Source organism: Rhodococcus wratislaviensis (genome assembly GCF_900455735.1).
GTDB classification, from domain to species: domain Bacteria; phylum Actinomycetota; class Actinomycetes; order Mycobacteriales; family Mycobacteriaceae; genus Rhodococcus_F; species Rhodococcus_F wratislaviensis.
This window is the reverse complement of sequence record NZ_UAUI01000015.1, coordinates 58,080-76,449: the sequence shown is the minus strand read 5'-3', so window position 1 is coordinate 76,449 and position 18,370 is coordinate 58,080. Positions and strand designations below refer to the sequence as shown.

Here is an 18,370-nt window from a genome sequence, read left to right as displayed (position 1 = left end):
TGAATGACGCGCGAGTCGCTGACTCACGCGTTCGGGGTTCCTGGCAGGAAGTGAAGAACGGGGTGGAGAGGTGCTGAGCTTCTTCGGACGGGCATCCGTGTCCAAGGTGACGGCGCCGTTGGGGAAGGCCCTGGTCAAGACGGGGCTCACTCCCGATTCCGTCACCGTCATCGGCACCGTGGCGACCGTGGCCGGTGCGGTCACGCTGTTTCCCAGCGGACATCTGTTCTGGGGAGCGATGTTCATCTGGCTGTTCGTCATGTTCGACATGCTCGACGGTGCCATGGCCCGCGCCCGCGGCGGCGGAACCCGGTACGGCGCCGTTCTCGACGCCACCTGCGACCGGGTGGCCGACGGTGCGATCTTCGCCGGTCTCGCCTGGTGGGCGGTCTACCACGAGAACAGCAAGCCGCTGCTGATCGCGACTCTGCTGTGCCTCGTCACCTCCCAGGTGATCTCGTACGCCAAGGCGCGCGCCGAGGCGAGTGGACTGTCCGCCGACGGCGGACTCATCGAACGACCCGATCGGCTGATCATCGTGCTGGTCGGCGCCGGGGTGACCGGGCTCGGAGTCCCATGGGCGATTCATGTCGCGATGTGGTTGCTGTCGGTCGGCAGCGTCATCACCGTGTTCCAGCGGGTCCTGGCGGTCCGCAGGTCGCCAGGCGCCCGCGACGTGCTGCCCCTGCCTCCGGCTGACACGACGCCGGAAGACGGACAGGCGAGCGCGCAGTGAGCGGACTGTCGGAACGCATCAGCGACCTGGGGTACGCGGCCGGCTGGCGGCTGGTCCGTGCGCTACCCGAGAAGGCCGCGGTCACCCTGTTCGACAGGGGAGCCGACCTCGCCGTCCGGAACGGCGGCCCGGAACAGTTGCGCCGCAATCTCGCCCGTGTGCTGGGTGTGTCCGCGGCCGAGGTGCCGGACACCCTGATGCGGGCCTCGATGCGGTCCTACGCGCGCTACTGGCGGGAGGCTTTCCGGCTGCCGTCGATGGACCTCGTGAAGACCGGCGCCGCCCTCGACGAGCTGATCGAAGGGCAGAAACACCTCGACGCCGCGAAGGAAGCAGGCCGAGGCGCGATTCTGGCACTGCCGCACAGCGGCAACTGGGACATGGCAGGCGTGTGGTGCGCCCAGCACTGGGGCGGTCTGTCCACGGTCGCCGAGCGTTTGAAGCCCGAGTCGCTGTACCAGCGGTTCGTCGACTACCGCGAAGGGCTCGGTTTCGAGATCTTCCCGCTCAGCGGGGGAGAGCACCCACCGTTCGTGGAACTGTCGGCGCGACTGCGCGGCAACGGGATCGTGTGTCTGCTCGGTGAACGCGACCTGGCGAAGAAGGGTGTCCCGGTGACGTTCTTCGGGGAACCGACGCGCATGCCCGCCGGTCCCGCCAAGTTGGCGATCGACACCGGCGCGCCGCTGTTGCCGGTGCACTGCTGGTTCACGGACGGCGGGTGGGGTTTCCGCATAGACCCGCCGATCGACACCACCGACGGGGTGTTCGCGGCGACCCAGGCCCTGGCGGACCGGTTCGAGGCCAACATCGCGGCACATCCCGAGGACTGGCACATGCTCCAGCCGCTGTGGCTCTCCGACCTGTCCCAGGCGAGGCTCTCCCGCATGGAGAACTCGTGAAGATCGGAATGGTCTGCCCGTACTCGTTCGATGTCCCGGGCGGAGTGCAGGCCCACGTCGTCGACCTCGCGGAGGTCCTGATCGAGCGTGGGCACAAGGTGAGCGTCCTGGCCCCGGCGTCCGACGACATCGACCTGCCGGACTTCGTCGTCTCCGCAGGACGTGCCCTCGCCATTCCCTACAACGGTTCGGTCGCCCGGCTGAGTTTCGGCCCGGCCGCGAGCGCCCGCGTCAGGCGCTGGATCTCGGACAACAACTTCGACGTCCTGCACATCCACGAGCCCAACGCGCCGAGCTTGTCGATGCTCGCCATGCGCGTGGCCGAGGGGCCCATTGTGGCGACGTTCCACACGTCGACCACGAAGTCGTTGGTGCTGAGCACGTTTCAGGGTGTGCTCCAGCCCTACCTGGAGAGGATCAGCGGACGAATCGCGGTGTCGGAACTGGCGCGACGCTGGCAGGTGGAGTCACTCGGTTCCGATGCGGTCGAGATCCCCAACGGCGTCGACGTCCCGGCGTTCGCGAACGCGGAGCCGCTGCCCGGCTACCCACGACCCGGAAAGACCATTCTCTTCCTCGGACGCTACGACGAGCCCCGCAAGGGCATGGCGGTGCTGTTGAAGGCGCTGCCGACCTTGGTGGAGAAGTATCCCGACCTCGAGGTGCTGGTGGTCGGCCGCGGCGACGAGGACAAGCTGCGTCGCGAGGCCGGCCCGGTATTCGGGCACCTGCGTCTTCTCGGCCAGGTCGACGACGCCGAGAAGGCGTCGGCGCTGCGGAGCGCCGACGTGTACTGCGCACCCAACCTCGGCGGGGAGAGCTTCGGCATCGTGCTGGTGGAGGCGATGGCCGCGGGAGCTGCCGTCGTGGCGAGCGAACTGGACGCGTTCCGCCGGGTTCTGCGGGACGGGCAGGCAGGCGTGCTGGTGCCGGTCGGGGATTCGGCGGCGCTCGCCGCCGGGATCGACTCGGTGCTCGGCGACCCCGAGCGCAGCGCCGCACTCACCGACGTCGGCCGGACGGTGGTCACCGAATACGACTGGCCGGTGGTGGCCGAACAGATCCTGCGTGTCTACGAGACCGTCACCGTCGGCCGCGACGGCGTCCGGGAGGTTGGCTCGTGACGTTCTCCGCCCTCACGATCCTGGTCCTCGCCCTGGTCGCCGCCGTCGTCCTGGCGATCGGCCTGTGGGCGTACGGAACGGCCAACCGCCTCGACCGCCTGCACGTCCGCTCCGACCTGTCCTGGCAGGCCCTCGACGCGGCTCTCGCCCGGCGGGCGGTGGTCGTGCGGGCGGCGGCCGCGGCGATGGACCCACCCGAGGGCAGGTCGCTGGCCGCGCTGGCGGCCCGGGCCGAACAGTCGGACCGGGCCGACCGGGAGATCGCCGAGAACGCGTTGTCGAGTGCGCTCTCGTCCCTCGACCCGGAGACCCTGCGCCCCCAATTGGTGGCGGAACTCGCCGATTCGGAGGCGCGGGTGCTGATCGCCCGCCGTTTCCACAACGACGCCGTCCGCGACACCCTCGCACTCCGCACCCGGCGTCCTGTCCGATGGCTGCACCTCGGGGGCACGGCCCCGCTGCCGACGTACTTCGAGATCACCGAACGCTCGTCCGCCGCGGCGGTCACCGAAGGTCTGGCTCTCGACTCCGTCCGGACCTCCGCCCGGGTGGTGCTGCTCGACGGTGAGGGCCGGGTCCTGCTGCTCCGGGGGCACGACCCGACCGTCCCCGACATCTACTACTGGTTCACGATCGGCGGCGCCGTCGAGAAGGGGGAGAACCTGCGGGCCGCCGCGGTCCGGGAGATCGCCGAGGAGACGGGGCACAGCGCGTCGCCCGAATCGCTGCGCGGACCGATGTGGCGGCGGGTGGCCATCTTCTCCTGGAACGGGCAGCTGATCCGCTCCGAGGAACTGTTCTTCGCGCTGCGCACCGACGGGTTCGAGCCGCACCACGGGGGCTTCACCGAACTCGAGAACCGCACCATCACCGGTCACCGGTGGTGCACCGCGGACACGGTGCGTGAACTGGCGGCAGCAGGTGAAGCCGTGTATCCGCACGACCTCGCGGACCTCCTCGACGAGGCAGGCGCGGTGGCCTCGGCCGCGGACGAACCCGAGGTGCGCGCGATCACCTGAGCCGCCCGCAGATCCGGAGAAAGCCAGCAATCGCGGACTGGCTACGGAACTGGACCGCCGCTCGTCCTAGAATCGGGTACTGCAGCGTGAACGTCGTCGCTCACGCATGCCGCTTTCGAAGTCAATCCACGCCACAACCCAGGAGTTCGCTGTGAGCACCCCCGACACCACCCCCACCACCGGTACGGCCCGCGTCAAGCGTGGCATGGCCGAGATGTTGAAGGGCGGGGTCATCATGGACGTCGTCACCCCCGATCAGGCGAAGATCGCCGAGGATGCCGGTGCGGTCGCGGTGATGGCGCTCGAGCGGGTGCCCGCGGACATCCGCGCGCAGGGTGGGGTGTCCCGGATGAGCGATCCGGACATGATCGACGGCATCATCTCCGCGGTGTCGATCCCGGTGATGGCCAAGGCCCGGATCGGGCACTTCGTGGAGGCGCAGATCCTGCAGTCCCTCGGGGTCGACTACGTCGACGAGTCCGAGGTGCTGACCCCGGCCGATTACGCGAACCACATCGACAAGTGGCAGTTCACGGTTCCGTTCGTCTGTGGTGCCACCAATCTCGGTGAGGCGCTGCGCCGGATCACCGAGGGTGCGGCGATGATCCGGTCCAAGGGTGAGGCCGGTACCGGTGACGTGTCGAACGCGACCACGCACATGCGGACGATCGGTGGGGAGATCCGCCGGTTGACCTCGCTGAGCGAGGACGAGCTGTATGTGGCGGCGAAGGAGCTGCAGGCGCCGTACGACCTGGTCGTCGAGGTCGCGAAGGCCGGGAAGTTGCCGGTCACGATGTTCACCGCCGGTGGTATCGCGACCCCGGCGGATGCGGCGATGATGATGCAGCTCGGTGCGGAGGGTGTGTTCGTCGGGTCGGGCATCTTCAAGTCCGGTAACCCGGCCGAGCGGGCCGCGGCGATCGTGAAGGCGACCACGTTCTTCGACGACCCGGACGTGCTGGCGAAGGTGTCCCGCGGTCTGGGTGAGGCGATGGTCGGGATCAACGTCGACGACATCCCCGTCCCGCACCGGCTCGCCGAACGCGGCTGGTGATCCCCGCGATCGATCGGTGATCGGTCGCGGCGCTCCCGGCGCAGCACTGCTTCCGTTCGCACCGCACGAGGCCCCGACCCGGGCCTCGTGCGGTGCGGTGTGCCGGTGCCCGGGACCCGTGTGAGAGTGTCAGCGGACGAGCATCGGAAGGGGCCGTGGATGGCGACGATCGAAGAGATCCTGGAAGTGGAACGCCTCGAGGAGAACATCTTCCGAGGCATAGCGACCGAGACCATGCTTCCCCGCACGTTCGGTGGGCAGGTGGCCGGTCAGGCGCTGGTGGCGGCGGTCCGCACGGTCGACCCCCGCTTCATGGTGCATTCGCTGCACGGCTACTTCCTCCGCCCCGGAAACCCCACGATGCCCATCGTGTACCTCGTGGACCGCATCCGGGACGGCCGGTCGTTCGTCACCAGACGGGTCAGCGCCGTCCAGGACGGTCAGGCGATCTTCACGATGTCGGCGTCGTTCCAGGTCGAGGACGAGGGCATCGGGCACCAGGACGAGATGCCCGTGGTCCCGCCGCCCGACACGCTGCCGTTCGCCAGTGACTCCGACGACCCGGAGATCGCCTGGCTCGCCCAGGAGTGGTCCGACTGGGACATCCGGATGGTCGGACACGGCGAGGTCGACCGCCGGCGCGGTGCGGCCGCTCAGCAGCAGGCGTGGTTCCGGTCCCGCAAGACGCTGCCCGACGACCCCGTCTTCCACGTCTGCGCACTGGCCTACATGAGCGACATGACGCTGATCGGTTCCGCCATGACCCCGCACCCCGGAGTCGAGATCAACGGTGCCTCACTCGATCACGCGCTGTGGTTTCTGCGGCCGTTCCGGGCCGACGAGTGGCTGCTGTACGACCAGACGTCACCGTCCGCCGGTTTCGGTCGGGCGCTCGCGCAGGGACGGATCTTCGACCGGAAGGGCAACCTGGTCGCCGCCGTCGTGCAGGAAGGGCTGACCCGGTTCCTGCGCACGACGTGAGCGGGCTCAGCGGCCCGCCCGGACGGCGGGCCTCGGCGGATGGTCGTACCGCACCAGCAGGTCGGGTTCGACCGTGACGTCGGCCGCGCGGCGCAGCAGGGCGGGGACGGTCCACCGTTGATCGGCCGGGGTTCGGCGCATCAGGGCTCCCTCACCGAGATGGAGTTGCACGGTGACGTCGAAGTCGAGGTCCCGGCCGAGCAGCATCGGGCCGGCGACGAGAAGCACCTGACCGTCGGCCGCGGGAACACGGGCGCAGCGGGCGGAGCGATCCTCGTCCTCGTCCCACAGGCGCGGCAACCACCGGCGGTCGGTGCGGATCGACCGCACCACCTCCCGGTTCAGGGCGTCGTAGTCGAACCAGAGGGTGCGGTAGCTGAGTTCGTCGTCGCGTCCGTGCTCGAACCGCAGGGAGGCGGGCCGGACGTAGTCGTGGAGGGACACCACGTCGCATGGGCGGCCCTGCTCCCGCAGCGACGCGCACACCGCGTCCGCGAGGGGCAGGGGGTGCGCGCCGTCGGGAGCGTCGATTGCGACGACGGCGTTGCCGTGAACGGCGAGGCATCGTTCGGAGACGAGGGCGACGAGGCCGTCCGGGCTCGTCGGTGTGAACATCGTCATGGCACCCATGGTGCCTCGAGCCCGAACCGGGCGGATAACCTTGACCAGGCACAGAAGGAGGGCTCATGGCGAGCATCGAGGACGTTCTCGAACTCGAAGCGCTGGAGAAGGACATCTTCCGCGGCGCGGTTCATCCGTCTGTTCTGACGAGGACGTTCGGCGGGCAGGTCGCGGGTCAGTCGCTGGTGTCCGCGGTCCGTACCGTCGACGAGGCATTCAAGGTCCACTCCCTGCACGGGTACTTCCTGCGCCCCGGAAATCCGGCGAAACCCACCGTGTACCTGGTCGACCGGATCCGGGACGGCAGATCCTTCTGTACGAGGCGCGTCACCGGAATCCAGGACGGCAAGGCGATCTTCACCATGTCGGCGTCGTTCCACAGCGAGGACGAGGGCATCGAGCATCAGGACACGATGCCGTCCGTCCCCGCGCCCGAGGAACTCGTCGACGCACAGACCCTCGAGGAGTTCGCCGCCACCGACCTCTACCGGGAGTGGAAGGAATGGGACGTCCGCATCGTTCCGCCCGGATCCACCGGGAAGACCCCCGGAATCGCCGCGCAGCAACGGGTGTGGATGCGGTACCGCAGCAAGCTGCCGGACGATCAGGTCTTCCACATCTGCACGCTCGCCTACCTCAGTGACATGACGCTCCTCGGTGCGTCGAAGGTCCCGCACCCGGGAGTGGTCACGCAGACGGCGTCGCTCGATCACGCCATGTGGTTCATGCGCCCGTTCCGCGCCGACGAGTGGCTGCTCTACGACCAGACCTCGCCCTCCGCCGGCTTCGGCCGCGCCCTCACCCAGGGCCGCATGTTCGACCGGAACGGCACCATGGTGGCCGCCGTCGTCCAGGAGGGGTTGACCCGCATCCAGCGCGATCAGGACAAGCGCGATATCGAGACAGGAAACATGGCATGACCCGTCCCCTCGTCGGAGTACTCGCCCTGCAGGGCGACGTCCGTGAACACCTTGCAGCACTGAACGATTCGGGTGCCGACGCCGTCGGCATCCGGCGCCCGGAGGAGCTCGACAAGATCGACGGCCTCGTCATCCCGGGCGGCGAGTCGACCACGATGAGCAAGCTGCTGCAGATCTTCGAACTGCTCGAGCCGCTGAAGGCGCGCCTGCGCGACGGGTTGCCCGCCTACGGGTCCTGCGCCGGGATGATTCTCCTCGCGAGCGAGATCCTCGACACGAGACCCGACGCGCAGCACCTCGGTGCGATCGACATGACGGTGCGCCGCAACGCCTTCGGTCGTCAGGTCGACTCCTTCGAGTCCGACCTCGAATTCGAGGGCATCGTCGGCGAGCCGATCCGGGCCGTGTTCATCCGGGCTCCGTGGGTGGAGCGCGTCGGCGACGACGTGCAGGTTCTTGCCCGCGTGCCCGAGTCGGGTGGCGCGGCCGCCGGACGGATCGTGGCCGTCCGGCAGGGCGCCGTGGTGGCCACGTCGTTCCACCCGGAGGTGACGGGCGACCGGCGGGTGCACGAGTTGTTCGTCGACATCGTCCGCGGGGTCTAGCTCGCCGGACGGGGTGCGACGAGCGAGTTGAGGAGCGCCGCACCCTGCGCGGCGCCGTCCACGGTGACCGCGAACGGGCGGCCGCCGGTGCGGGTCACCACGATGCCGTCGCCGGCGCGGATCACGACCGCGGTCCCGCGCGGCGTGAAGCGGTAGCCCCAGCCGCCCCATTCCGCGGGCCGGATCTCGGTGACCCGGGCCTCGTCGACGGAGTCGAGCGGGATCCTCCGCCAGCGGACGTTCCACGACGACAGGGTGAGTCCCGTGCGGTCGATCTGCACGGTCACGGACGCGAAGCCGCCGGCGGCGACCGCCAGGACGAGGAACAGGACGGCGAGCCAGAGCGCTCCCACCAGCGCGGAGACGACGGCGGCCACGGCCATGGCGAGAGCGAGCACGCCCGCCCACCGCCCGTGGGCAAATCCGGTCCAGGCTGCGCGTTCGCCGGGACCCAGCGGGACGGGCAGCGTCGGCGCTGCAGCGTTCTCCGTGGAATGCGACGTCCGGGGGAGCAGGGCGAACGTCGCGATCGCCCACAGGATTCCCAGGAGGGGAACCACGATCCACCAGCCCAGCGTTGCGGCCTCGGGCGAGCCCGCGTCGATCGTGGCAGCGACGCTGACGATCCAGGCGGTGGCCACCGTCCACCCGATGAGAACGGTGGCGGGAAGCCAGAGCGCGGCGTCGGTGCGGACCCGCGCCGCCACGACGCCGGCGGTCACGGCGGCGGCCGCGCAGACGGCGGCAGCGATCCAGAAGTAGGTGGTCGTGTCGCTGAATCGGTCGGGTTCGGTGCCGGACCAGTGGCTGGCCACCACCGGCGGCAGTTCGCCGCTCCACGCGAGTCTCGCGATCACGAGCGCGAGGAGGGGCACGGCCGAGGTCGCGGCGAGGAGCCGCGTGCGGGAGGTCGTCATTGTCTGGTGGTCTCCTTGATCACGTCGAGCATTTGTTCGGTGTCGAGTCCGAGGCGTCGTGCCTCGGACACGAAAGCGCGTGCGGCTTCGGTCAATCCGGTGCGTACCGGGTCCGTGTCGGCGCGGACGACGGCGCCCCGGCCCCGGCGGAGGTCGATCAGGCCCTCGTCGCGCAGCGCGGCGTACGCGCGCAGCACGGTGTGGAGGTTGACGTCGATGGACTCGGCCAGCGCCCGGGCAGAGGGCAGCCGGTCGCCCGCGCCGATCTCGCCGCGCAGGAACGCGCCGCGCACATTGGCCGCGATCTGTTCACCCAGTGGGGTGGTGGAGCTGTGGTCGACCCGCATCAACATGTTTGCATTCTATGCAAACAATGCCGACTTATGCGAGTTGTTACCCCGGGAACGCACAGGGGCGGCCGGGCTGCGGGTAACATCGTCAAAGCTGAAACCGCGCATTCGGCGTGCCAAAGGCAGCAGGAAAGGGGCTTGAATCGCATGAGCGGCCACTCCAAATGGGCCACCACCAAGCACAAGAAGGCTGTGATCGATGCCAAGCGTGGCAAAGCCTTCGCGAAGCTGATCAAGAACATCGAGGTGGCGGCCCGTACCGGCGGTGGCGATCCTGCGGGAAATCCCACCCTGTACGACGCCATCCAGAAGGCCAAGAAGACGTCGGTCCCCAACGACAACATCGAGCGCGCGCGCAAGCGCGGCGCCGGTGAAGAAGCGGGCGGCGCCGACTGGCAGACCATCATGTACGAGGGCTACGGACCCAACGGTGTCGCCGTCCTCATCGAGTGCCTGACCGACAACCGCAACCGCGCGGCCGGCGAGGTACGTACCGCGATGACCCGCAACGGCGGCAACATGGCCGACCCGGGTTCCGTATCCTACCTGTTCACGCGCAAGGGCGTCGTCACCCTGGAGAAGGGTGACCAGTCCGAGGACGACGTGCTGATGGCGGTCCTCGACGCGGGTGCCGAAGAGGTCACCGACCTCGGCGACACGTTCGAGATCGTGAGCGAGCCCACCGACCTCGTCGCCGTCCGCAGCGCACTGCAGGAGGCGGGAATCGACTACGACTCCGCCGAGGCCGACTTCCGCGCGTCCGTCGAGGTCCCGGTCGACGCCGACGGAGCCCGCAAGGTGTTCAAGCTCGTCGACGCGCTCGAGGAGTCCGACGACGTCCAGAACGTCTACACCAACGTCGACCTGTCCGACGAGGTGCTCGCGGAGCTCGACGACTAGATCGCACGACGCACGGCGCGGGGTGGGGGAGCGGTGCTCGCCCGCCCCGCGCCGTCCTGCGTGTTGGTGCGCCGACTCGTCCGACCCCACGGCTAAGCTATCGAACAGCTGTTCGGCGTGGGAGAGGTGGCTTTGCGTGCGTGTGCTGGGTGTGGATCCCGGTCTGACCCGGTGCGGATTCGGAGTGGTGGACGGCGGCAGCGGCCGCACCGTCACCCCGATCGCCGTCGACGTGGTCCGAACCCCGGCAGACCTCGAGCTGTCGTCCAGGCTGCTACGGATCTCCGAGGCGGCCGAATCGTGGATCGATCTGCACAGGCCCGAGGTCGTGGCGATCGAGCGGGTGTTCTCCCAGCACAATGTGCGCACCGCGATGGGCACCGCGCAGGCGGGTGGCGTCGTCGCCCTCGCCGCCGCGCGCCGCGGCATCCCCGTGTGTTTCCATACCCCCAGTGAGGTCAAGGCCGCCGTCACCGGGAGTGGCTCGGCAGACAAAGCTCAGGTGACGGCCATGGTGACGCGCATCCTCAAACTGGCGGCCGCACCCAAACCGGCCGACGCGGCGGACGCGCTGGCCTTGGCGATCTGCCATTGCTGGCGGGCGCCGATGATCGAACGCATGGCCCGCGCCGAAGCCGCGGCCGCCGAACAGAAACGTCGCTACCAGGCCCGACTGGCCGAAGTGAAGAAGGCAGGTACACGATGATCGCGTCCGTCCGCGGCGAGGTGCTCGAGATCGCCCTCGACCATGCGGTGATCGAATCCGCGGGAGTGGGATACCGCGTGAACGCGACGCCGGCCACTCTCGGCGGACTGCAGCGGGGAACCGAGGCCCGGCTGGTCACGGCGATGATCGTCCGCGAGGACTCGATGACCCTGTACGGGTTCCCCGACTCGGAGTCCAAGGAGTTGTTCGGGCTGCTCCAGACGGTATCGGGTGTCGGCCCGCGCCTGGCGATGGCGACCCTCGCCGTCCTCGAACCCGACGCGTTGCGGGCGGCGCTGGCCGAGGGCAACGTCACGGCCCTCACACGGGTGCCGGGCATCGGCAAGCGCGGGGCGGAGCGGATGGTCGTCGAACTGCGCGACAAGGTCGACGCCGTCGCGTCCACCGCCGGGGCGGTGCCGCTCGGTGCGGGCGGCGGCGGATCGGTCCGCGACCAGATCGTCGAAGCCCTCGTCGGGCTCGGATTCCCGGCCAAGCAGGCCGAACAGGCCACCGACGCCGTCCTCGCCGAGGCGCCCGAGTCGACCACCTCGTCCGCGCTGCGCTCCGCCCTGTCGCTGCTCGGGAAGACCAGATGAATCCCGAACCCGGCGGCGACCACGACGAGGAGTCCCCGGTCTCGGCCGATCTCGTCGCCGGCGACGGCGACGTCGAGGCCAGCCTGCGGCCGAAGAATCTCCACGACTTCATCGGGCAACCGCGGGTCCGCGAGCAGTTGCAACTCGTCCTGACCGGCGCCAAGATGCGCGGCGGCACCCCCGACCACATCCTGCTCTCGGGCCCGCCCGGGCTGGGGAAGACCAGCATGGCGATGATCATCGCCGCCGAACTGGGCTCCTCGCTGAGACTGACGTCGGGTCCGGCGCTGGAACGTGCCGGCGACCTGGCCGCCATGCTGAGCAATCTCGTCGAGGGCGACGTGCTGTTCATCGACGAGATCCACCGCATCGCCCGGCCTGCCGAAGAGATGCTCTACCTCGCGATGGAGGACTTCCGGGTCGACGTCGTGGTCGGCAAGGGTCCCGGCGCCACGTCCATTCCCCTCGAGGTCGCGCCGTTCACCCTGGTCGGGGCCACCACCCGCTCGGGGGCGCTCACCGGGCCGCTGCGCGACCGGTTCGGCTTCACCGCCCACATGGACTTCTACGAACCCGCGGAACTACAGCAGATCCTCATGCGATCGGCGGGCATTCTCGGAGTGCAACTCGGCGAGGACGCCGGCGCCGAGATCGCGAGCAGGTCCCGGGGCACGCCCCGCATCGCGAACCGCCTCCTCCGCCGTGTCCGCGACTACGCCGAGGTCCGGGCGGACGGCGTCGTCACCCGCGAGATCGCCCACGCGGCCCTCGCCGTCTACGACGTCGACCAGCTGGGACTCGACCGCCTCGACCGGTCCGTTCTCAGCGCTCTCGTGCGCAGCTTCGGCGGTGGCCCGGTCGGGGTGTCCACCCTGGCCGTCGCGGTGGGTGAGGAGCCCGCCACCGTCGAGGAGGTGTGTGAGCCTTTCCTCGTCCGTGCCGGAATGATCGCCCGGACACCTCGCGGTCGTGTCGCCACGGCCGCCGCGTGGACGCAACTGGGCCTGACCCCGCCGCCGGACGCTGTGACCGGCGGAATCGAGGTTCGCGTCAACGAGCCGCAGGCCTCCCTGTTCGATCCGGAAGACCCCTGAGCGTCCCCCGGAGAAACGCCCGCCTCGTGCCGACCGAACCGGTGTCCGGGCCGGTGATGGCACACTGGTGTATTGCATCGGTCCAACCGGGACCAGTGCTTCGGACCGTGCGACATACCTCGAGGTTGACTTACAGATGGATTTTCTCTTCCCGCTCCTGATTCTGGCGCTGCTCGTCCCCATGTTCCTGGGGATCCGCCGACAGAAGAAGGAGGCGGCCAAGGTGACCGCTCTGCAGGACTCGCTCTCGGTCGGCGACCGCATCCTCACGACTGCCGGTCTGCACGGAACCGTCGTCGCACTCGGCGACGAGACGATCGATCTCGAGATCGCTCCCGGCGTGGTCACCACGTGGTCGCGTCTCGTCGTCCGTGAGCAGATCGTCGACGCCCCGGTGCAGGGTGACGTTTCCATCGACCACGAGTCGATCGACGCCGAGGCCCCCGCCACCGACATCGTGCGCGAGGATCGTGAGAACGGCGGCGACACCCCGCCGCGGCTGAACAAGGATTGATCGACGCTTCCGCGGCGTACCCGCGCAGCCGTCGCGTCGCAGACGCCGGGCGTGGCAACCGGGGCACAGCCCTGCGTCTGCCGGCCCGGTGCGCTGTGAACGTTCCCACCCGAACTGCACGTACTGAGGAGACATAGAGATCGTGGCACCTTCCACAGGATCGGTGCATCCCGTCCGCTACCTCACCGTTTTCGCGGTGCTCGTGGCGGTTCTGTATGCCCTGGTGTTCTTCACCGGCGACAAGTCCGCGACACCCAAGCTGGGCATCGACCTGCAAGGTGGGACCCGAGTCACCCTCACCGCACGCACCCCGGACGGCAGCAAGCCGACGCCGGACAGCCTGCGGCAGGCCCAGGAGATCATCGAGACCCGTGTGAACGGACTCGGTGTGTCCGGCTCCGAGGTGGTCATCGACGGCGACAACCTCGTCATCACCGTCCCCGGTGACGACAGCGCACAGGCGCGTTCGCTCGGCCAGACGGCGCGGTTGTACGTCCGCCCCGTGCAGACGTCCCAGGCCGCGGCCGCTCCCGGCACGCAGGCACCCGCCGCGGGTGAGACGCCGGCGCAGACTCCCGCTGGAACCGAGAGTCCCGCGCCCCAGAACCGGCCGTTCCCGGCTCAGGATCCGTCCACCTCTCCCGAGCCGGCTCCGACGGCGGAACCGGCGCCCGCCGACGCGTCCGGCACCGAGACCGCCGAGGCGGCCGACGAGATCGCGGCAGCGCGCGCCACGCGTCAGAGCACCGACCCGGCCGTGCAGCAGCAGGCCATGGCGACGCTCGACTGCAGTGTGCCCGATCCGCTGCGCGGCAACGACGACCCGGCGCTGCCGCTCGTCGCGTGCTCGACCGACGGTCAGGCCGTGTACCTGCTGGAGCCGGCGATCATCGACGGGCAGGAGATCGCCGACGCGACATCCGGCTACAACTCCCAGCAGTCGCGGCACGAGGTGAGCCTGACGTTCAAGTCCGAGGGCAGCAACACGTGGGCCACGTTCACGTCGCAGAACATCGGCAAGCAGGCCGCGTTCACGCTCGACTCCAAGGTGGTGAGCGCACCGGTCGTCCAGGGCGCGACACCCGCGGGCAGCTCGACGTCGATCACCGGCTCGTTCACCGCGGAAAGCGCGAAAGAACTCGCGAACACCCTGAAGTACGGCTCACTGCCGCTCTCCTTCGCGGCGTCGGAGGCGGAGACCGTGTCCGCGACGCTGGGTCTCGCCTCGCTGGAGGCCGGTCTCATCGCCGGTCTCGTGGGTCTGGTCCTGGTGCTGCTCTACTGCCTGCTCTACTACCGCATGCTCGGGGTGCTCACGGCGCTGTCGCTGGTGCTGTCCGGTGTGATGGTCTACGCGATCATGGTGCTGCTCGGCCGGTACATCAATTTCACCCTCGATCTCGCGGGCATCGCCGGTCTGATCATCGGTATCGGTATGACCGCCGACTCGTTCGTGGTGTTCTTCGAGAGAATCAAGGACGAGATGCGGGAGGGCCGCAGTTTCCGGTCCGCGGTTCCGCGCGGCTGGGCCCGTGCGCGCCGCACCATCCTGTCCGGTAACGCGGTCAGCTTCATCGCCGCCGCGGTGCTGTACGTCCTCGCGGTCGGCCAGGTGCGCGGCTTCGCGTTCACCCTCGGCCTGACCACCATCCTCGATGTCGTCGTGGTGTTCCTGGTGACGTGGCCGCTGGTCCACCTGGCCTCGAAGTCGCCGTTCTGGTCGAAGCCCGGTGTCAACGGGCTGGGTGCCGTGCAGCAGATCGCCAAGGAACGCAAGGCTGCCGCAGCGTCGGCGAAGGAGTCACGAGTATGAGCGAATCGACCACGTCCCAGTCTGCGTCGCAGACGGACCCCGAGTCTTCGCTGTCCGATTCGGGCGTCAACCAGTCGTCGATGCCCCAGCACAGCCTGCTGTCGCGGCTCTACACCGGAACCGGCGCCTTCGAGGTGGTCGGGCGTCGCCGCTTCTACTACATCCTGACCGGCACGATCGTGCTGATCTCGTTGCTGAGCATCCTCGTCCGCGGGTTCACCCTCGGTATCGACTTCGAGGGTGGATCGCGGATCCAGTTCCCCGCCGGCGCCGGGGTGGAGACCTCGCAGGTGGAGGACGTCTACTCCCAGGCGCTGGGCATGGCCCCCGTCTCGGTGCAGACGGTGGGCTCGGGGTCGAGCGCGACCGTGCAGATCCGCTCCGAGGCACTCGACGCGGCACAGGTGGTGACTCTTCAGGACGCGTTGTACGACACGTTCCAGCCGAAGGACAGCGACGGCAGCGTCAGCAAGAACGTGATCAGCGTCGCCGACGTCAGCGAGACGTGGGGCGGGCAGATCACCCAGAAGGCGCTGATCGCGCTGCTTGTGTTCCTGGTGATCGTGAGCGTGTACATCGCCGTCCGGTTCGAGCGGGACATGGCGATCGCCGCGATCGTCGCGCTGTTCTTCGACATCGCCGTCACTGCCGGTGTGTATTCGCTGGTCGGCTTCGAGGTGACCCCGGCGACCGTCATCGGCCTGCTGACGATCCTCGGCTTCTCGCTCTACGACTCGGTGGTGGTGTTCGACAAGGTCGAGGAGAACACGCGGGGGATTCTCCACCTCACCCGTCGCACCTACGCCGAGCAGGCGAACCTGGCGATCAACCAGACGCTGATGCGATCCATCAACACCACCCTGATCAGCGTGTTGCCGGTGCTCGCGCTGATGGTGGTCGCGGTCTGGATGCTCGGTGTCGGAACGCTGAAGGACCTGGCGCTGGTGCAGCTCGTGGGCATCATCGTCGGTGCCTACTCGTCGATCTTCTTCGCGACACCGCTGCTGGTCACGCTGAAGGAGCGGTGGGGTCCGGTGGCCGCGCACACGCGCAAGGTCCTCGCTCGCCGGGCGACGCTGGCGCAGGGCGGGGCGCAGAAGGCCGGTACCCCGGCCGCCGAGGTCGCAGCGTCCACGGCGGACGTCGCCGTCCAGCGCCGCCGGTCGGCGGCGACCGCACCCACTCCGGGCTCACGTCCCACCGGGAAGCGCAACAAGAAGAGGCACTGACATGCCCGCATCGCACAGCACCCGGCGCGGTGCGCCCACCCGACACGGCCGTACGGCGGCCGTGTCGGGTGCCGGCCTCCTCGCGACCGTGCTCCTCGCCGGATCGCTCGTCGGATGTTCCGAGGAGGGGGAGCAGATCCCGTCGATCGGGTACGCCATCGACAACACCGTCACCACCTACAACGCCAACAGCGTCGCGGGTGCGGTGTCGGGGGCGCGTCAGGCGTTCGCGCGGGTGCTGCCCGGGTTCAACTACACGGGACCGGAAGGCGGACCGGTGGCCGACACGGACATCGGCACCGCCAACGCGATGCCCGGGGACGCCCTCACGATCCAGTACAAACTCAATCCCAACTCCGTCTACTCCGACGGCGTACCGATGTCCTGCGACGATCTGGTGCTGACGTGGGCGGCGAACAGTGGCCGCTTCCCGATGTTCGAGGCGGCGAGCACCGCCGGCTACTCGGACATCGACCGGATCGACTGCCAGACCGGCGCGAAGGATGCCGTCGTCACGTTCAAGGCGGGACGCAACTTCACCGACTGGAAGTCGCTGTTCGGCGCGACGTCGATGATGCCGGCGCACACGGTCGCCGGCGCTGCCGGTGTGCCCGACATCGTGGCCGCCGTGCAGAGTTCGGACCAGGGGGCGCTGACCCGCGTCGCAGACTTCTGGAACAACGGATGGACGATGGCACCCGGCGACCTCGACCTCGCCCTGTTCCCCGCGTCCGGCCCGTACAAGGTCGAATCGTTCTCCGAGGACGAGGGTCTCGTGCTGGTGGCCAACGACCGCTGGTGGGGGAACCGCCCGGCCACGTCCCGGATCGTGGTGTGGCCCAAGTCTTCCGACGTGAGCGCGCGGATCGGTGACGGCTCGGTCGAGGTCGTCGACGTCGCCGCGGGATCGGCGCCCGATCTGGACCTCGGCGGGTTCGACGTGACGGAGGTGCCCTCGCGCAGCGTCGAGCAGTTCGTCCTGTCCACCTCGGGCTTGTTCGAGGACGCAGCCGGACGGCGGGCATTCGCGGCGTGCCTTCCCCGGGAGGAGCTCGCGTCGAAGTTCGGGATCGCCACGGAGTCGGACGAGGCCGGAGCCGCAACCGGAGGCCCGGTCGACACGCGAGTCACCGCCCCCGACAGCCTCGTTCACCAGTCGGTGGCCGGCGCCGTCGGTGGACGGTACGAGACGGCGGACACGGCAGCGGCGACGGACGCACTGGCCGACACCGGCAACACGTCGGCGACCGTCCGTGTCGGATACCTCGGCCCGAACCCGCGCCGCGCCGAGATCGTGTCGGCCGTGGCGGCGGCATGTGCCCCGGCCGGCATCACCGTGCAGGACGTCGCCTCGCCCGAGTTCACGCCGACCATGCTGCGCGACGGGCAGGTGGACGTGGTCCTCGCGGGCACGGCCGCGGCCCCCGGAGCCGCGGGCACAGCGGCGGCAACGACCGCGATGTACGCCCTCCGCAGCGGAGTCCGATCGAACTTCGGGGACTACAGCAACGGCCGTGTCGATCAGATCGTCGATCAACTCGCGGTCGACAGCTCGACCGCCACCCAGCTGTCGTTGTCGACGGAGGCGGAGAACATCCTGTGGTCGGACGTGCCCACGGTGCCGCTGTTCGACCAGCCGCGGACCGTCGCGTTCGCAACAGGGCTGCAGGCGGGAGCAATCAATCCGACGCGCTCGGGCGCCGGATGGAACATGGACAGGTGGGTTCTGCGCAGGTGATCGACCATTCTCCGGCCCGTGACGCCGTCACCCGGCTCACCCGGTGGGCCGACGACTTTCCGCAACCCGGGGTGCGGTTCGCCGATCTGACGCCGGTCTTCTCCGACGCGGACGGTTTCCGTGTCGTCGTCGACGCGCTCGCCGCCTGCGCGCCGGAAGCGGACGTCATCGCCGCAGTCGACGCACGAGGGTTCCTCCTCGGCGGCGGCGTCGCCCGGGAACTGGGATCCGGGGTGGTGGCCGTGCGGAAGTCGGGCAAACTGCCGCCGCCCGTGCTGTCGCAGTCGTACACCCTCGAATACGGCACGGCGACGCTGGAGATTCCGGCCGGATCGATCGGCCTGGACGGGCGTTCCGTGCTCGTCGTCGACGACGTCCTGGCCACCGGCGGAACCCTCGACGCCACGGCGCGACTGGTGGAATCCGCAGGTGCCCGGGTGATCGGTGTCGCCGTGGTCCTGGAGATCGCCGCGCTGGGCGGCCGGGAGCGACTCGGAAAGTACCCGCTCACGTCCCTCGTCACGGTCTGAGTACTAAAGTTGTGCCTG

20 protein-coding genes are annotated in these 18,370 nt (G+C 69.2%); 17 read left to right on the top strand and 3 right to left on the bottom strand.

What is annotated here, in order from left to right; translation table 11 throughout:
• The first annotated feature begins 70 nt into the window (after positions 1–70).
• From pgsA to DTA22_RS20095, 6 genes are all read left to right on the top strand, one after another.
• On the top strand, positions 71–736 hold the full coding sequence (gene pgsA, locus DTA22_RS20120; RefSeq protein WP_037240577.1) for a phosphatidylinositol phosphate synthase: 666 nt from the start codon (positions 71–73) through the stop codon (positions 734–736).
• The gene (locus DTA22_RS20115; RefSeq protein WP_037240580.1) at positions 733–1,638 is read left to right on the top strand and encodes a phosphatidylinositol mannoside acyltransferase; all 906 of its coding nucleotides are present in this window, start codon (positions 733–735) and stop codon (positions 1,636–1,638) included. Before pgsA ends, DTA22_RS20115 begins: the two co-directional genes overlap by 4 nt.
• Positions 1,635–2,762 carry a glycosyltransferase family 4 protein gene (locus DTA22_RS20110; RefSeq protein ID WP_112300695.1) on the top strand — a complete coding sequence of 376 codons (1,128 nt, stop codon included), beginning with the start codon at positions 1,635–1,637 and terminating at the stop codon, positions 2,760–2,762. The genes DTA22_RS20115 and DTA22_RS20110 overlap by 4 nt, the downstream gene beginning before the upstream one ends.
• On the top strand, positions 2,759–3,781 hold the full coding sequence (locus DTA22_RS20105; RefSeq protein WP_112300694.1) for an NUDIX hydrolase: 1,023 nt from the start codon (positions 2,759–2,761) through the stop codon (positions 3,779–3,781). The genes DTA22_RS20110 and DTA22_RS20105 overlap by 4 nt, the downstream gene beginning before the upstream one ends.
• 151 nt (positions 3,782–3,932) lie before the next feature.
• On the top strand, positions 3,933–4,835 hold the full coding sequence (gene pdxS, locus DTA22_RS20100; RefSeq protein WP_011598631.1) for a pyridoxal 5'-phosphate synthase lyase subunit PdxS: 903 nt from the start codon (positions 3,933–3,935) through the stop codon (positions 4,833–4,835).
• 159 nt (positions 4,836–4,994) lie between these two features.
• A complete protein-coding gene (locus tag DTA22_RS20095) occupies positions 4,995–5,816 on the top strand; it encodes an acyl-CoA thioesterase (RefSeq protein WP_112300693.1) in 822 nt (273 codons plus the stop codon).
• Between the two features lie 6 nt (positions 5,817–5,822).
• Here the strand turns inward: DTA22_RS20095 and DTA22_RS20090 are convergent, their stop codons facing one another.
• Positions 5,823–6,446 (bottom strand): nucleoside/nucleotide kinase family protein, encoded by a 624-nt coding sequence (locus DTA22_RS20090; RefSeq protein ID WP_112300692.1) that lies wholly within the window; start codon positions 6,444–6,446, stop codon positions 5,823–5,825.
• 56 nt (positions 6,447–6,502) lie between these two features.
• On the opposite strand from DTA22_RS20090, the gene DTA22_RS20085 reads away from it, so the two are divergent.
• Positions 6,503–7,357, top strand: a complete 855-nt coding sequence (locus DTA22_RS20085) for an acyl-CoA thioesterase (RefSeq protein ID WP_037239911.1) — start codon at positions 6,503–6,505, stop codon at positions 7,355–7,357.
• Positions 7,354–7,962, top strand: a complete 609-nt coding sequence (gene pdxT / locus DTA22_RS20080; protein WP_037239913.1) for a pyridoxal 5'-phosphate synthase glutaminase subunit PdxT — start codon at positions 7,354–7,356, stop codon at positions 7,960–7,962. The genes DTA22_RS20085 and pdxT overlap by 4 nt, the downstream gene beginning before the upstream one ends.
• On the opposite strand, the gene DTA22_RS20075 is transcribed toward pdxT, so the two are convergent.
• Positions 7,959–8,879 carry a hypothetical protein gene (locus tag DTA22_RS20075; protein WP_112300691.1) on the bottom strand — a complete coding sequence of 307 codons (921 nt, stop codon included), beginning with the start codon at positions 8,877–8,879 and terminating at the stop codon, positions 7,959–7,961. The genes pdxT and DTA22_RS20075 overlap by 4 nt on opposite strands.
• Positions 8,876–9,232 (bottom strand): GntR family transcriptional regulator, encoded by a 357-nt coding sequence (locus DTA22_RS20070; RefSeq protein WP_037239917.1) that lies wholly within the window; start codon positions 9,230–9,232, stop codon positions 8,876–8,878. The genes DTA22_RS20075 and DTA22_RS20070 overlap by 4 nt, the downstream gene beginning before the upstream one ends.
• Before the next feature lie 144 nt (positions 9,233–9,376).
• Between DTA22_RS20070 and DTA22_RS20065 the strand changes: the two genes are divergently transcribed.
• The 9 genes from DTA22_RS20065 to DTA22_RS20025 all read left to right on the top strand — a co-directional run bounded on the left by DTA22_RS20065 (position 9,377) and on the right by DTA22_RS20025 (position 18,352).
• Complete coding sequence (locus DTA22_RS20065) at positions 9,377–10,129, top strand: YebC/PmpR family DNA-binding transcriptional regulator (protein WP_011598635.1); 753 nt, start codon at positions 9,377–9,379, stop codon at positions 10,127–10,129.
• A gap of 136 nt (positions 10,130–10,265) precedes the next feature.
• Positions 10,266–10,835 (top strand): crossover junction endodeoxyribonuclease RuvC, encoded by a 570-nt coding sequence (ruvC, locus tag DTA22_RS20060; protein ID WP_037239920.1) that lies wholly within the window; start codon positions 10,266–10,268, stop codon positions 10,833–10,835.
• Positions 10,832–11,434, top strand: a complete 603-nt coding sequence (ruvA, locus tag DTA22_RS20055; RefSeq protein WP_037239923.1) for a Holliday junction branch migration protein RuvA — start codon at positions 10,832–10,834, stop codon at positions 11,432–11,434. Before ruvC ends, ruvA begins: the two co-directional genes overlap by 4 nt.
• Positions 11,431–12,528, top strand: a complete 1,098-nt coding sequence (gene ruvB, locus DTA22_RS20050) for a Holliday junction branch migration DNA helicase RuvB (RefSeq protein ID WP_112300690.1) — start codon at positions 11,431–11,433, stop codon at positions 12,526–12,528. Before ruvA ends, ruvB begins: the two co-directional genes overlap by 4 nt.
• Before the next feature lie 136 nt (positions 12,529–12,664).
• Positions 12,665–13,042: a preprotein translocase subunit YajC gene (gene yajC, locus DTA22_RS20045; RefSeq protein ID WP_112300689.1), complete on the top strand. Its 378-nt coding sequence runs from the start codon at positions 12,665–12,667 to the stop codon at positions 13,040–13,042.
• Between the two features lie 142 nt (positions 13,043–13,184).
• Positions 13,185–14,855, top strand: coding sequence for a protein translocase subunit SecD (secD, locus tag DTA22_RS20040; RefSeq protein ID WP_037239932.1), 1,671 nt, complete (start codon positions 13,185–13,187; stop codon positions 14,853–14,855).
• Positions 14,852–16,084 (top strand): protein translocase subunit SecF, encoded by a 1,233-nt coding sequence (secF, locus tag DTA22_RS20035; protein WP_112300688.1) that lies wholly within the window; start codon positions 14,852–14,854, stop codon positions 16,082–16,084. The genes secD and secF overlap by 4 nt, the downstream gene beginning before the upstream one ends.
• A 1-nt stretch (position 16,085) precedes the next feature.
• A complete protein-coding gene (locus tag DTA22_RS20030) occupies positions 16,086–17,822 on the top strand; it encodes an ABC transporter substrate-binding protein (protein ID WP_112300687.1) in 1,737 nt (578 codons plus the stop codon).
• The gene (locus DTA22_RS20025; protein ID WP_105419926.1) at positions 17,819–18,352 is read left to right on the top strand and encodes an adenine phosphoribosyltransferase; all 534 of its coding nucleotides are present in this window, start codon (positions 17,819–17,821) and stop codon (positions 18,350–18,352) included. Before DTA22_RS20030 ends, DTA22_RS20025 begins: the two co-directional genes overlap by 4 nt.
• The last annotated feature ends 18 nt before the right edge of the window (positions 18,353–18,370 follow it).

Bases quoted from the DNA above. Each gene is read 5' to 3' on its own strand.
- DTA22_RS20095 (WP_112300693.1), top strand. From the start codon at position 4,995: ATGGCGACGATCGAAGAGATCCTGGAAGTGGAACGCCTCGAGGAGAAC.
- DTA22_RS20090 (WP_112300692.1), bottom strand. From the start codon at position 6,446: ATGGGTGCCATGACGATGTTCACACCGACGAGCCCGGACGGCCTCGTC.
- DTA22_RS20085 (WP_037239911.1), top strand. From the start codon at position 6,503: ATGGCGAGCATCGAGGACGTTCTCGAACTCGAAGCGCTGGAGAAGGAC.
- pdxT (WP_037239913.1), top strand. From the start codon at position 7,354: ATGACCCGTCCCCTCGTCGGAGTACTCGCCCTGCAGGGCGACGTCCGT.
- DTA22_RS20075 (WP_112300691.1), bottom strand. From the start codon at position 8,879: ATGACGACCTCCCGCACGCGGCTCCTCGCCGCGACCTCGGCCGTGCCC.
- DTA22_RS20070 (WP_037239917.1), bottom strand. From the start codon at position 9,232: ATGTTGATGCGGGTCGACCACAGCTCCACCACCCCACTGGGTGAACAG.
- DTA22_RS20065 (WP_011598635.1), top strand. From the start codon at position 9,377: ATGAGCGGCCACTCCAAATGGGCCACCACCAAGCACAAGAAGGCTGTG.
- ruvA (WP_037239923.1), top strand. From the start codon at position 10,832: ATGATCGCGTCCGTCCGCGGCGAGGTGCTCGAGATCGCCCTCGACCAT.
- ruvB (WP_112300690.1), top strand. From the start codon at position 11,431: ATGAATCCCGAACCCGGCGGCGACCACGACGAGGAGTCCCCGGTCTCG.
- yajC (WP_112300689.1), top strand. From the start codon at position 12,665: ATGGATTTTCTCTTCCCGCTCCTGATTCTGGCGCTGCTCGTCCCCATG.
- secF (WP_112300688.1), top strand. From the start codon at position 14,852: ATGAGCGAATCGACCACGTCCCAGTCTGCGTCGCAGACGGACCCCGAG.
- DTA22_RS20030 (WP_112300687.1), top strand. From the start codon at position 16,086: ATGCCCGCATCGCACAGCACCCGGCGCGGTGCGCCCACCCGACACGGC.